Source organism: Erythrobacter sp. QSSC1-22B (assembly GCF_001678665.1).
Lineage (GTDB): Bacteria > Pseudomonadota > Alphaproteobacteria > Sphingomonadales > Sphingomonadaceae > Qipengyuania.
Window position 1 is genome coordinate 399,918 of record NZ_LZRP01000001.1, and the last position, 12,916, is coordinate 412,833.

The 12,916-nt window shown below is 65.3% G+C and carries 11 protein-coding genes; 4 read left to right on the top strand and 7 right to left on the bottom strand.

Going from position 1 to position 12,916, the window contains the following annotated elements:
- Positions 1 to 24: 24 nt before the first annotated feature.
- The gene (locus A9995_RS16915) at positions 25 to 198 is read left to right on the top strand and encodes a hypothetical protein (protein ID WP_168157305.1); all 174 of its coding nucleotides are present in this window, start codon (positions 25 to 27) and stop codon (positions 196 to 198) included.
- Positions 199 to 266: 68 nt separating this feature from the next.
- Here A9995_RS16915 and alaS read toward each other — a convergent pair whose 3' ends face one another.
- The 7 genes from alaS to dapA all read right to left on the bottom strand — a co-directional run bounded on the left by alaS (position 267) and on the right by dapA (position 9,753).
- Positions 267 to 2,936, bottom strand: coding sequence for an alanine--tRNA ligase (gene alaS / locus A9995_RS01880; protein ID WP_067608353.1), 2,670 nt, complete (start codon positions 2,934 to 2,936; stop codon positions 267 to 269).
- A 94-nt stretch (positions 2,937 to 3,030) separates the two neighbouring features.
- Positions 3,031 to 3,657, bottom strand: coding sequence for a glutathione S-transferase family protein (locus A9995_RS01885; protein ID WP_067608356.1), 627 nt, complete (start codon positions 3,655 to 3,657; stop codon positions 3,031 to 3,033).
- Between the two features lie 260 nt (positions 3,658 to 3,917).
- The gene (recA, locus tag A9995_RS01890; RefSeq protein WP_067608359.1) at positions 3,918 to 4,979 is read right to left on the bottom strand and encodes a recombinase RecA; all 1,062 of its coding nucleotides are present in this window, start codon (positions 4,977 to 4,979) and stop codon (positions 3,918 to 3,920) included.
- Between the two features lie 116 nt (positions 4,980 to 5,095).
- Positions 5,096 to 7,579, bottom strand: coding sequence for a response regulator (locus A9995_RS01895; RefSeq protein ID WP_067608362.1), 2,484 nt, complete (start codon positions 7,577 to 7,579; stop codon positions 5,096 to 5,098).
- Positions 7,576 to 8,136, bottom strand: a complete 561-nt coding sequence (locus tag A9995_RS01900; protein WP_067609447.1) for a DUF2062 domain-containing protein — start codon at positions 8,134 to 8,136, stop codon at positions 7,576 to 7,578. The genes A9995_RS01895 and A9995_RS01900 overlap by 4 nt, the downstream gene beginning before the upstream one ends.
- Before the next feature lie 154 nt (positions 8,137 to 8,290).
- Positions 8,291 to 8,773 (bottom strand): SsrA-binding protein SmpB, encoded by a 483-nt coding sequence (gene smpB / locus A9995_RS01905; RefSeq protein ID WP_067609449.1) that lies wholly within the window; start codon positions 8,771 to 8,773, stop codon positions 8,291 to 8,293.
- A gap of 98 nt (positions 8,774 to 8,871) precedes the next feature.
- Positions 8,872 to 9,753 carry a 4-hydroxy-tetrahydrodipicolinate synthase gene (gene dapA, locus A9995_RS01910; RefSeq protein ID WP_067608365.1) on the bottom strand — a complete coding sequence of 294 codons (882 nt, stop codon included), beginning with the start codon at positions 9,751 to 9,753 and terminating at the stop codon, positions 8,872 to 8,874.
- Between the two features lie 92 nt (positions 9,754 to 9,845).
- Between dapA and A9995_RS01915 the strand changes: the two genes are divergently transcribed.
- From A9995_RS01915 to A9995_RS01925, 3 genes are read left to right on the top strand one after another with little or no spacing between them, the layout of a single operon-like run.
- Positions 9,846 to 11,798, top strand: coding sequence for a lytic transglycosylase domain-containing protein (locus A9995_RS01915; protein ID WP_067608367.1), 1,953 nt, complete (start codon positions 9,846 to 9,848; stop codon positions 11,796 to 11,798).
- A 37-nt stretch (positions 11,799 to 11,835) separates the two neighbouring features.
- Entirely contained in the window at positions 11,836 to 12,345 is a 510-nt protein-coding gene (locus A9995_RS01920) for a GreA/GreB family elongation factor (RefSeq protein ID WP_067609451.1), read from the top strand.
- A complete protein-coding gene (locus tag A9995_RS01925) occupies positions 12,338 to 12,841 on the top strand; it encodes an invasion associated locus B family protein (RefSeq protein ID WP_067608370.1) in 504 nt (167 codons plus the stop codon). The genes A9995_RS01920 and A9995_RS01925 overlap by 8 nt, the downstream gene beginning before the upstream one ends.
- The last annotated feature ends 75 nt before the right edge of the window (positions 12,842 to 12,916 follow it).

Genomic DNA, 12,916 nt, shown 5'->3' on the forward strand with positions numbered 1-12,916 from the left:
ACGGACGACAAAGGAGAATTAGAGATGGCCGACAACGACCCAACAAAGCCGACCCCGAACAAGGAAAAGTTCAAGCCGCAGAATGTTCAGGATCCGGTCCGGAACGGTAGCGGCGACCGCGGGAAGCCGGGCGACACCGGCGGGCTGGATGTCGAACAGGGCAGCAGCGGCGTCACCAAGCAGACCCCGAGCCGCTAGGACATGTCGGGGCGGCCACCGCCACCCCGGCGCCCGGACACGGTGAGAGCGCTGGCCTTGCCGGTCGGCTAGGCCGACTGGCTCGCCAGCGCCTCCCGCACCGCAGCGATCGCTTCCGCCGCCTTGGCGCCATCGGGCCCTCCGCCCTGCGCCATGTCGGGGCGACCACCGCCGCCCTTGCCGCCAAGCGCCGCAACGCCTGCGCGGACCAGCACCACGGCGTCGATTCGCTCGATGAGGTCCTGAGTGACCGCGACCGCGAAGGCGCCCTTGCCCTCGTTGACCGCGCAGATCGCCGCGACCCCTGATCCCATCCGCTGTTTCGCCTCGTCGAGCAGCGGGCGCAGATCCTTGGGGTCGAGCCCCTCGATCACCTTGGCCGAAAAAGTCACGCCGCCGATGTTCTCATCTTCGGGCGGAGCGGTGTTACCGCCTGCGCCATCACCCGAGAGCGCCAGCGCGCGGCGCGCTTCGGCCAGTTCCTTGTCGAGCTTCTTGCGCTCCTCGACCAGCGCCTCGACCCGCGCCGCCGCCTCGTCGGGCGAGGTCCGCAGAGTGGACGCGATTGCCTGGAGCGCCTGATCGCGCGCGGCGAACCATTGCCGGGCCGCCTCGCCGGTCATCGCCTCGATACGGCGCACCCCAGAACTGACCGCGGACTCCGAAACGATCTTGAACAGGCCGATATCGCCGGTCGCGTGGACATGGATCCCGCCGCACAGTTCGACCGAATAGTTCCGGCCCCCATCGCGCCTGGTGCCCATCGAGAGCACGCGGACCTCGTCGCCGTATTTTTCGCCGAACAGCGCCAGCGCGCCCGCCGCGACCGCGTCGTCGGGCGTCATCAGCCGTGTCTGGACTGACTCGTTGGCGCGGATCTCGGCGTTGACCTCGGCCTCGACCGCGGCGAGTTGCGCAGGCGTGAGCGGCTTGGGATGCGAGAAATCAAAGCGGAAGCGGTCGTCCGAAACCAGCGAGCCCTTCTGGGTGACGTGATCGCCCAGCTGGTCGCGCAAGGCCGCGTGGAGCAGATGGGTCGAGGAATGATTAGCGCGGACCCGATCGCGCCGCGTGGCGTCGACCGCCAAATGGACGGCATCGCCGCGTTTGACGCTGCCCTTGATGACCCGCCCGACATGGGTGTGCAGCCGCCCGAGCGGCTTGTTGGTGGTCTCGACCGCGATCTCGAGCCCCTCGGGGGTCCATATCCGCCCGGCATCGCCGGTCTGGCCGCCGCTTTCGCCGTAGAAGGGGGTCTGGTTGGTGAGCAGGATCACGCTCTCGCCCTCACCCGCAGATTCGACCTCGGCGCCGTCCCGGACGAGCGCGACCACCGCGCCCTCGCCCGTGGTCGAGCTGTAGCCGGTGAACTCGGTCGAGCCCTCGCGATCGGCGATGTCGAACCACACTTCCTCGCTCGCGGATTGGCCCGAACCCTTCCAGGCGGCGCGCGCTGCGGCCTTCTGCTGCGCCATCGCGGCGTCGAAGCCGGCGCGCTCGACCGCGATGCCGCGGCTGCGCAAGGCATCCTCGGTGAGGTCGTAGGGAAAGCCAAAGGTGTCATACAGCTTGAACGCGGTCTCGCCGTCGAGCGTGCCGCCCTCGGTCATCGTGCCAGTGGCTTCATCGAGCAGCCGCAGGCCCTTGTCGAGCGTACGGCGGAACTGGGTCTCCTCGCGCTCGAGCACTTCCTCGATCAGCGCCTGGCCGCGTTGCAGCTCGGGGAAGGCCTGGCCCATCTCGGTGACCAGCGCGGGCACGAGGCGATGCATCAGCGGCTCGGCGGTGCCGAGCAGATGCGCATGGCGCATGGCGCGGCGCATGATCCGCCGCAGCACATAGCCGCGGCCCTCGCTCGAGGGCAGCACGCCATCGGCCAGCAGGAAGCTGGTCGAACGCAGATGATCGGCGATCACGCGGTGGCTGGCGGTGTTGTCGCCCTCGGCGGCCACCCCGGTCAGGCTTTCGCCCGCCGCGATCAGCGCCTTGAAGGTGTCGGTGTCGTAATTGTCGTGGACGCCCTGCAGGACCGCGGCGATGCGTTCCAGCCCCATGCCGGTGTCGATCGAGGGCTTGGGCAGCGCTTCGCGGCTGCCATCGGCCTGCTGCTCGAACTGCATGAAGACCAGGTTCCAGATTTCGACGAAGCGGTCGCCATCCTCCTCGGGCGAACCCGGAGGACCTCCCCAGATGTGATCGCCGTGGTCGTAGAAGATTTCCGAGCACGGGCCGCAGGGGCCGGTGTCGCCCATCGACCAGAAATTGTCGGCGGTGGCGATGCGGATGATCCGCTCCTCGGGCAGGCCGGCGATCTTGCGCCACAGATCGAAAGCTTCGTCGTCCGTGTGATAGACCGTCGCGGTGAGCCGGTCGGCGGGCAGGCCCCATTCCTTGGTGAGCAGCGTCCAGGCGTGGTGGATCGCCTGTTCCTTGAAATAATCGCCGAAGCTGAAATTCCCCAGCATCTCGAAGAAGGTGTGGTGCCGCGCGGTGTAGCCGACATTGTCGAGGTCGTTGTGCTTGCCCCCGGCGCGGACGCATTTCTGGCTGCTGGTCGCGCGCGGGCTAGGCGGGGTCTCGAGCCCGGTGAAGGCGTTCTTGAATGGCACCATCCCGGCGTTGACGAACATAAGCGTCGGATCGCTGAACGGCACGAGCGGCGCGGACGCCACCTCGGCGTGACCGGCGGCGGCGAAATAGTCGAGGAAGGACCGGCGGATGTCGTTGGTCGAAGTCATGACGGGCAGTTAGGCAATCGGCGCCCGAGCGACAAGCGCGGAAAGCCGGTTATGGTGATCGCGGCTTGTGGCTGGGGGCGCGGCTCCGCCTCGTCTACCAGACGAAATAGGGCCCGCCGCGCTCGCGGGCGCGCTGCCAGGCGGGGCGGGCGTGGACCGCCTCGACGAAGCGCGCCAGCTTCGGCGCGCGCTCGGCATAGCCTTGCATCACGGCAATCTCGGCGGGGAAGCTCATCAGCACATCGGCCGCGGACCAGTCGTCGCCGACGAAGTGCAGGCTTTCGCCCAGCTGCCGTTCGGCAAACAGGACATGCGCCTCGAGCTGCTCGTCGATCCGCGGCATCAGGGGCGCCGCGGCGTCGCCGAGCCGGGCGCTGTAGAGCTTGAGCATGACGGGGACGAAGAAACTGCTCTCGCCGAACTGCATCCATTCGAGGAATTCGACCCATTGGTCGCTGTCGCGCGGCGGCAGCCAGCTCTCGCCGCCGTGGCGTTCGCACAGATACTGGATGATCGCTGCGCTTTCCGAGACCATCCGGCCCTGGTCCTCGATCACCGGCGATTTGCCCAGCGGATGCGCCTGCCGTAGCTCGGACGGCGCGAGATTGGTGGTCGCATCGCGCTGGTAGGAGACGATCTCGTAATCTGCGCCGAGTTCTTCCAGCAGCCACAGCACGCGCTGCGACCGGCTGTTGTTGAGATGATGGACGGTGATGGTCATGGCGGAATTCCTCGAATGGTTCGGTGCGATCCTAAGCCATCGTGACGGCTGCGGCCATCGTCATTCTAGGCCCATTCCCGAGAGTATTTCCGCAAGACCGCCGCAGGAAAACGGCGCATCGCCGCCACACAGCGAAAAGCCGCCGTGGCAAGGGGTCCCTAGGGGACTGCCCTCGCGCACGCCGGCTTTCCGCGTGTCCGGGTGCCGCTTATGGGGACAGCCGAGGGGTACGGCTGCGGCTCCCGCTTGAGAAAATGCGATCAGTCCTCCGCGTCAGGACCGGTCATCATCTTCTCGGCGACCTCGTCGGTGCGGCCGCGAATTGCGGCTTCCAACCGGTCGCAAACTTCGGGATTTTCCTTCAGATAGGTCTTGGCGTTCTCGCGCCCCTGACCAATGCGAATGCTGTCGTAGCTGAACCAGGAACCCGACTTCTCGACGATCCCGGCCTTGACGCCGAGATCGAGGATTTCGCCGATCTTGGAAATGCCTTCGCCATACATGATGTCGAATTCAACCTGCTTGAAAGGCGGTGCGACCTTGTTCTTGACCACTTTGACCCGGGTCGAATTGCCGACGATATCGTCGCGATCCTTGATCTGGCCGGTGCGACGGATGTCGAGCCGGACCGAGGCGTAGAACTTCAGCGCATTGCCACCGGTGGTCGTCTCGGGATTGCCGTACATGACACCGATCTTCATGCGCAGCTGGTTGATGAAGATAACCATGCATTTGGAGCGGCTGATCGAGCCGGTCAGCTTGCGCAAGGACTGGCTCATCAGGCGTGCCTGCAGACCGACATGGCTGTCGCCCATCTCGCCCTCGATCTCGGCGCGTGGCACCAGAGCGGCGACCGAATCGATCACCAGCACATCGATCGCGTTCGAGCGGACCAAAGTGTCGACGATCTCGAGCGCCTGCTCACCGGTATCGGGCTGCGAAACGATCAGCTCGTCGATATCGACGCCCAGCTTCCTGGCATAGACAGGATCGAGCGCATGCTCGGCATCGACGAAGGCGGCAGTGCCCCCGCCTTTCTGCGCCTCGGCGATGACATGCAGCGCGAGCGTGGTCTTGCCCGAACTTTCCGGGCCGTAGATTTCGATAACCCGGCCCTTGGGCAGGCCGCCCACACCGAGAGCGATGTCGAGCCCGAGCGATCCCGTCGAGATCGACTCGATGTTCATCGCTTCCTTCTGGCCCAGCTTCATCGCCGAGCCTTTGCCGAATGCGCGATCGATCTGCGCGAGTGCGGCATCGAGTGCCTTTTGACGGTCCACGTCGACTTCCTTGTCTTTTACGAGTTTCAGACTTGCCGCCATGACATTCTCTCCTGCGCTTGACCAGAGCCGCTACCGACTCGTTGACCCCACAGGATGTACCGCGTTTGTTCCAATAGAACAAGAGTAGAACGAAATAACTTCGCAGAAAACGTGTTTCAGCCCTTGTTTTTGCCCTGTTCGCTCAGCACTTCCGCCACTTTCGCGCTGATCTCCTGGACGCTGAAGGGCTTTGGAATGAAGTGCATGTTCTCGATGTCGATATCGTTGCGCAACTGCTCCTCGGCATAGCCGGACATGAACAGGATCGGGATGTTCGGTTTCACCCGGCGAACCGCGCGCGCCATCGCCGGGCCATCCATCGCCGGCATGACCACATCGGAAACGATGAGGTCGAACTCGACCCCGCCATTCGCCACCGCCGCGAGTCCGGCCTCGCCATCGGCGGCGGAGGTAACAGCATAGCCGGCGCGGGTCAGCGCGCGCTCGGCCACGGCGCGAACCATGTCCTCGTCTTCGACCAGCAGCAGATTGCCACCCCCCGACCAGTCGCTCGCCTTGGTCTCTTCGAGTTCCTCGCGCCGCCGCGGAGCAGGCATCTCGCCCTTGTGGACCGGGAGATAGACCGTGAAGCGCGCGCCCGCTGGCGATCCATCGGGCCCCGGGACATTGTCGGCAAAGATGAAGCCGTTGGATTGCTTGACGATGCCATAGACCGTCGAGAGCCCGAGCCCTGTGCCCTTTCCCAGCTCCTTGGTCGTGAAAAAGGGCTCGAAGATCTTGTTGATGACATTCTCGGGGATGCCCCCGCCGGTGTCCTGCACGATGAGCACGGTGTAGTCGTTGGCGGGCATGATATCGATGCCCATCTTGCGCACGTCGCGTGCGGAGACGTGGCGCGTGGCCAGCGTCAGCCGGCCCTTGAGATCGGGCTGACCCTTTCGTTCCGCATAGGCCTGCATGGCATCGCGCGCGTTGACCGCCAGATTGATGATGACCTGTTCCAGCTGCTGCGGGTCGGCGCGCACGGGGCCCAGTTCTCGGTCGTGGCGGACCGAAAATTCGACCTTGCCGCCCATCAGCCGCTTGAGCAGTTGGCTGACCTCGCTGACCACATCGGGCATCTGCAGGACCACGGGGCGCAACGTCTGCTGGCGGCTGAAGGCCAGCAATTGGCGCGTGAGCGATGCGGCGCGGTTGGAGTTGGCCCTGATCTGCTGGATGTCGTCGTAGTCGCTGTCGCCGGGCGTATGGCGCAGCAACATGAGGTCGCAATAGCCTATGATCGCAGTGAGCACATTGTTGAAGTCATGCGCGACGCCGCCAGCCAGTTGGCCCACAGCCTGCATCTTGGTAGCCTGCGCGACCTGGCGCCGGAGGCGTTTTTCCTCGGTCGAGTCCGACAGCGACAAAAGCACCGCGGCATCGCCCAGCCCGCGCACTCCCGCCAGCCCGATGCTGACCGGCTCCTCCTTGTCGCCACTCAACCGCACCGCCATGTCGCCGCTCGCGGCAACACCTTTGGCGAAGCGTCGTACGGTGTCCGACATCGCTGCCTTGTCATCGGCCACAACCAGATCGGACGGGAATTGCGGCAAGCCTGATTTTTCGCGCTCGATGGCACGCAGGAATGCCTTGTTGGCGAACAGGAACCGGCCGTCGCGATCGGTCAGCGCCAATCCCAGCGGCAGCGCCGAGAGCAGCGCTTCGAGCTGGGGTACCGCTGCGCGCCCGCTGCCCTCCCAAGATCCGCCGACCCCAACGCTGCTGTCGACCAGCAGCATCAGCGAGGGCGCCTCGTCGGCACCGCTGACCTGCTTCGCACCCGGCTCATCGAGCGGGATATGGACCAACGTCTGCGGCGAACCCTGCTGGCCTTCGCGCGCAAAATAGATTCGGTCGCGATCGTCGGAACGCAGCAACTGGACGAAATCCTCACCCGAAAGCGATTTTTCCGCCTGTCCGGTCGTTCGCTCGGCAAGCCCGGGCGTGTGGTCGATGACCACGCCATCGGGCGCCACCAGCGCGACTTCGAGCCCGGCGCGCGACATCATCGCGCCGAAGGGTCCTGAAATCCGCTCCGCGACGCCATCGTAGCTGCGGTGCTCGATGATCTCCGAGAATCGCCAGATCAGGTAGTTTTCGCCCCGCCCGCTTCGCTCCACCGCCAGACGGAAAGTCCGCTCACCCTGAGCCAGCCGGAGGAGGTCAACCGCACCCCGGCCGTCGCGCCATGCCGCGCGCGCCGCGCCGCTTGTGGCTTCGCGGCCATGATCGTCCAATGCCAGCACCTGCGGCTCGGCGTCGATGCCGAACCAGTCGCGATAGGTGGAATTCGCGCAAGCTAGCCGATTCGCGCGATCCGTAATCGCGATCGCGTGGCGCTTGTTTTCAATCGCCGCATGAGTCACCGACCAGTCGGGAGGAGCGAGGTCGGAAACGGCTAGCGGAGACCTCAGCCGGGTCATCAACAGCAGACCCAACAGGATCGTGAGCAGCCCTCCGGCATAGGCCGCCGCGATCAGACCGCTCGACCCGAGCAACCAGACCGTTCCGACCGACATGGCGGAGGCGACCAGCAGGCCAATGATCAGCGGAACCGGGGGCAGGCGCAACAGGCCGTCCTCGCTCGCATCCATCATGCCTCGTCCGCCATGGCATCGAGCCGTTGCTTGCGACGGCGGATAACCAGATTTCGCCAAACGAAGCTAGAGATCAGGTAGCCAACCGAAGCACTGACCACTGCGAGGACGACAAAGCCAAATGCGGTCAAACCCGCCATTTCGAAGAAATTGGCCAGCGGTCCGCGATCGTCGACGAACTCTGCCGCTGCTCCCGCGCCCACGGCCGCATCGATATTGAGCACGGTCGCACCGACCTTATTCGCCACCAGCAGCCAAAACGGGAAGGTGAATGGGTTGGTGACGAAGGTTGCCCCTGCGGCCAGCGGGACATTGGCCCGAGCCGGCAGCGCAAGAAATGCGGCGAGAAAAATCTGACCCAGCGGCACAATGAAGGCGGCGAACAGGCCAAGCGCCACGCCGCGCGGGACCGAGCGGCGGGTAAACCGCCACAGTTCCGGGCTTAGGAACCGATGCCCGATCGGACGCAGATATTTGCTGCGCGCCATCTTCTCGCGCGTCGGCATATGCTTGCGGAACCAGTCCGACAGAAAGGTCTTGGATCGCAGGTCGCTCATCGCCACGGCGCAACATTGTGCCGCCAGGTGGCACGTCGCAAGGGATGTGAACGGGTTGGCGACATGTGGAGCATTCCGAGCTTGCGCGACTACCGGCGAGTGCCTGTCGGGCGCGTGAATTCAGTCTAGCGATTGCGCGTGCAATCCGAGGTCGTCAGCCCCGGTCGCGCATTACGCGCGCCTTGTCCCGCTGCCAATCACGATCCTTGATCGTCTGGCGCTTGTCATGCGCCTGCTTGCCCTTGGCGAGCGCCAGCTCGACCTTGGCGCGGCCGGTCGAATTGAAATAGACCGACAGCGGCACCAGCGTCATGCCCTTGCGCTCGATCGCGCCGAGCAGGCGTTCGATCTCGCGCTCGTGGAGCAACAGCTTGCGCGGGCGTTTGGGTTCGTGGTTCTCGCGGTTGCCGTTTGCGTATTCGGGGATATTGGCGTTGACGAGCCAGACCTGCCCGCCGCGGACCTCGGCGTAGCTTTCCTTGATCGAGGCCTGACCGCCGCGCAGCGCCTTGACCTCTGTGCCGTGCAACGCCAGCCCGGCCTCGAGCGTATCCTCGACATGATAATCGAACCGCACCCGCCGGTTGTCGGCGACGGTCTTCTGCTTGTCGAAAGTGGCGGGCTTGGGACGGGCCATGATCTCCGCCACTTAGGAAGGCGCACGCCAAAGGGAAAGGGGAGACTGCGACCCGATCGCGGTTTGCGCGAGCGGTCGCAGCCGCAGCAAGCGGGGCGTCAGACCAGCCCGGCACCCTCCAGCGCGGCATCGACGGCCTTGCGCGCCTCGGGGCTGCAGGCGCAAAGCGGCAGCCGCACCTCGTCGGTCAGCCAGTCGTGCACCCGCGACAGCGCGTATTTAACCGGCGCGGGCGAGCTGTCCTCGAACATCGCGTAATGCAGCGGGTAGAGCCGGTCGTTGAGCTGGCGCGCCTTGACCAGATCATTGTCGGCGCAGGCCTGCTGGAATTCCGCGCACAGCGCGGGCGCCACATTAGCGGTGACCGAGATGCAGCCCTTGCCGCCGGCGGCGTTGAACGGCAGCGCCAGCTCGTCATTGCCCGACAGCTGACAGAATTCCTTGCCGATCCCCATGCGGTGGTCCGCCACCCGACTCAGATCCTCGCTGGCATCCTTGATGGCGATGATCTGGTCGGGATATTTGTTGGCCAACTCGATCGTGGTTTCGGGCGCGATATCGGTCACCGTGCGCGCGGGCACATTGTAGAGCACGATCGGCAGGTCGCAATGTTCGGCAAGATAGCTGAAATGCGCGATCAGACCCGCCTGGCTGGGGCGGTTGTAATAGGGCGCGACGCACAGCGCCGCCGCCGCGCCGGCCTTCTTCGAGAAATGCATGTGGAGGAGCGCGTTCTGCGTGTCGTTGCTCCCACAGCCCGCAATAACGGGGACGCGCCCTGCCGCCTGCTCGATGCAGATCTCGACCACGCGGTGGTGCTCGGCGTTGGATAGCGTCGAGGCCTCGCCGGTCGTGCCGCAGGGCACGAGGGCGGAACTGCCGTTCTCGATCTGCCAGTCGACCAGCCGCCGGAAAGCGGCCTCGTCGAACGTTCCGTCGCGAAAAGGAGTCACTAGGGCCGGAATCGAGCCAGAGAACATTTACGTAGATCCTGCGTTGGTCCCATGCACAATGAATTCTCGCGCGCTGGGAGGAATATCGTTCAGCGCCTGATAAGGAGCCGAGAGGCATAATGTCCAGCATGGGTCATAAATCACTAACACTGTTCGCTCTTCTCGCCGGCACCGCGCTGGCTCCCCCGCTTGCCGCGCAGTCGATGGGCAGCGCGCCCGACACGCGCTCCAACATGGTTGCGATGCAGCCCGCCCGGATGGGCGAGGCGGTCGAACGCTGGGATTATCTTCGCGGACAGCAGAACCTGCCGTTCGCGACCTATGCCAATTTCATTAGCGCCTACCCGGGCTTCCCGATGCAGGATACGCTCCAGCGCCGCGCCGAAGCAGCGCTCGACAGCGATCCGGTCGATGCCCAAACGCTGGTCGCCTTCTTCGATCGCCTCCCACCTCTGACCAACCCCGCCAAGGCGCGCTATGCGCTGGCGCTGGCGACACAGAACCGCGCCGAAGCCTTTGTAGTCGCGCAGGACGCCTGGCGTGGCGGCACGATGAGCGGCACCGCCGAAGCCTATCTCCAGGGTCTTTACGGGTCCCGCCTCACCGCCGAGGATCACGATGCGCGGATGAACGCGCTGTTGTGGCAGGGCGACAGCGAAGGTGCTGCACGCCATGTGACGCGGGTCTCGTCATCGCAGCGCGATCTCGGCATGGCGCGGCTGGCGCTGCTGCAAGGCACCGCGCCGGAATCTGCGGGCCTCACCATCCCCGGCGATGCACGATCCGACCCCGGCTATGTCTACAATCAGATCCGCCACTATCGTACCAGCAACCAGATCGCGCAGGCAGTCGCTCTGCTGACCAGCCGGCCGACCTTCACCCGCCCCGTCTTCGATGGCGAGGCGATGATTGGCGAGATGCTGCGCGTCGCGCGCGGGACGAGTTCGGATCAGGCGGTGCGCATCGCTGCGTCGGTCGACGATCTGTTCGCCCCCGGATACGATGTCAGCGACGGCAGCTATCGCCTGCGCGACGACTACACTTCGCTGATGTGGCTGGGTGGCACAGCCGCGCTCTGGAACATGGGCGACGGCGCTCGCGCCGCGCCGCTGTTCTATCGTTATGGCGCAGCCGCCAAGACTCCGCAGACCCGCTCGAAGGGGTTCTATTGGGCCGGCCTCGCCGCTGCGCGCGCGGGAATGGCGCAGGAAGCCGAGCGCTATTACAATCTCGCCGCGCAATATCCCGACCGCTTCTACGGTCAGCTCGCGCTCGAAGAAATGGGACGCCCGGTGCCCGCGCTCCAGCAAGTCGCGGTGGCAACGCCAACCGATGAGCAGCGCCGCGAATTCGCCAGTTCGCCGCTGGTGGCGGCTACCCGCCATGTGGCGCAAGGCGCTCCGTGGAGCACCGGGATCCAGTTCTACCGCGAACTGGCGCAATCCGCCGACACTCCCGAAGAGCACGCGCTGGTCGCTGAACTGGCGGCCGAAATCGGCCGCCGCGACCTTGCGGTCAACGTCACCGAGGCGGCTGCCGCGGATGGAATCGACGGCTTCGTAGCGCAGGGTTTCCCCACTCTTCCCCTCCCTCCGGGTGCGAATTTCACGCTCGTCCATGCGATCACACGGCAGGAAAGCCAGTTCGCGCAAAACGCCGTCAGCCATGCCGGTGCCCGCGGTCTGATGCAGCTCATGCCGCCAACTGCCCGCGAGGAAGCCGATCGAGCGGGTATGAACTACATGACCGCCAGCCTGATCGACGATGCGAATTACAATATCCGGCTGGGCAGCAATCACATCGATCGGCTGGTATCGCGCTACGACGGCAGCTACCCGCTGGCCTTCGCCGCCTACAACGCCGGGCCTGGCAATGTGAACAAATGGCTGCGCGCTAATGGCGATCCGCGCACTGGGGCGATCGGCTGGCTCGAATGGATCGAGAAGATCCCGTTCTTCGAAACCAAGAACTATCTCCATCGCGTGATCGAGAACGCGGCGGTCTACGAACAGCTCCATCCTGATCGCACGCCCTATGGACAGGCGCGCAAGGTGAGCGACTTCCTGCGCTAGATTGCGCCTGCCCGAGATTGCGATACACGAGCGCATCATGACCGCGCCCAGCAATCCGATCACGCCTGCCGGCTATGCCGCGCTCAAATCGCGCTACGACCATCTGCTCGGGACCGAACGTCCGGCGATCGTCGAGATCGTGAGCTGGGCGGCGGGCAATGGCGATCGCAGCGAGAACGGCGATTACATCTATGGCCGTAAACGGATGCGCGAGATCGACCGCGAACTCGCGCATCTGGCGCGCCGGCTCAAATCCGCGCGGGTGATCGATCCCGACGACCAGCCCGACAGGCACCGGGTGTTTTTCGGCGCCACGGTGACGCTCGCCGACGAGGACGATGCCGAGCGCAGCGTGACGTTGGTCGGCGACGACGAACAGGATGCCGGCTTGGGGCGGATCGGCTGGTCCTCGCCGATGGCGCGCGCCTTGAAGGGCGCCTCGCTGGGCGATGTCCGCGCGGTCGCCCTGCCTGGTGGGACCAAGGAATGGGAGGTGATCGCCATCGCCTATAACGTGAGCGCCGATAGCGGGATTACAGATGGCTAGATCGCCCTTCGCCCTGCTTTCCGGCCTGCTCGTGCTGACCGCGCTTGCAGCGCCTGCGGCGGCCAGGGAAAGCCTTGGCGTCTTCGATGGCTGGGGCGCCTTTCGCGACGAGGCCGGACCTCGCTGCTATGCCATCGCGCTGCCTCGCACTGCCAGAGAGTCCGACGAGCAGCAGGCCTTCGCGAGCATCGCCACGTGGCCGCAGCGCAACCTTCGCGGCCAGATTCATTTTCGCCTGTCTCGCGCGACGCGGCCAGGCAGCCCACTTTCGCTGCAGATCGGGGGCGAACGCTTTGCGCTCACCGGGGGCGGCGTGAATGCTTGGGGCGCCGACCGGCGTACCGATGCCGCCATCGCCGCCGCGCTGCGTTCCGCCAATCGCATGAGTGTGAGCGCGATCGATTCCCGCGGGCGACGCTTTTCCGACAGCTATGCGCTGGCCGGAGTCGCTTCGGCGATGGACGCGGCGACCGTCGCCTGCGCGCGCCGCCGCTAGGCCAACACTTCGCTGGATACGAAAAGGCGGGCCGCAGCACGAAGCCGCGACCCGCCCATCATGGAACGTCGTTCG

Coding starts and splice junctions, on each gene's coding strand:
- A9995_RS01920 (WP_067609451.1), top strand. CDS start 11,836: ATGACCGCGCCCAGCAATCCGATCACGCCTGCCGGCTATGCCGCGCTC.
- A9995_RS01885 (WP_067608356.1), bottom strand. CDS start 3,657: ATGACCATCACCGTCCATCATCTCAACAACAGCCGGTCGCAGCGCGTG.
- A9995_RS01915 (WP_067608367.1), top strand. CDS start 9,846: ATGTCCAGCATGGGTCATAAATCACTAACACTGTTCGCTCTTCTCGCC.
- alaS (WP_067608353.1), bottom strand. CDS start 2,936: ATGACTTCGACCAACGACATCCGCCGGTCCTTCCTCGACTATTTCGCC.
- A9995_RS01925 (WP_067608370.1), top strand. CDS start 12,338: ATGGCTAGATCGCCCTTCGCCCTGCTTTCCGGCCTGCTCGTGCTGACC.
- A9995_RS01900 (WP_067609447.1), bottom strand. CDS start 8,136: ATGAGCGACCTGCGATCCAAGACCTTTCTGTCGGACTGGTTCCGCAAG.
- dapA (WP_067608365.1), bottom strand. CDS start 9,753: ATGTTCTCTGGCTCGATTCCGGCCCTAGTGACTCCTTTTCGCGACGGA.
- smpB (WP_067609449.1), bottom strand. CDS start 8,773: ATGGCCCGTCCCAAGCCCGCCACTTTCGACAAGCAGAAGACCGTCGCC.
- A9995_RS01895 (WP_067608362.1), bottom strand. CDS start 7,579: ATGATGGATGCGAGCGAGGACGGCCTGTTGCGCCTGCCCCCGGTTCCG.
- recA (WP_067608359.1), bottom strand. CDS start 4,979: ATGGCGGCAAGTCTGAAACTCGTAAAAGACAAGGAAGTCGACGTGGAC.
- A9995_RS16915 (WP_168157305.1), top strand. CDS start 25: ATGGCCGACAACGACCCAACAAAGCCGACCCCGAACAAGGAAAAGTTC.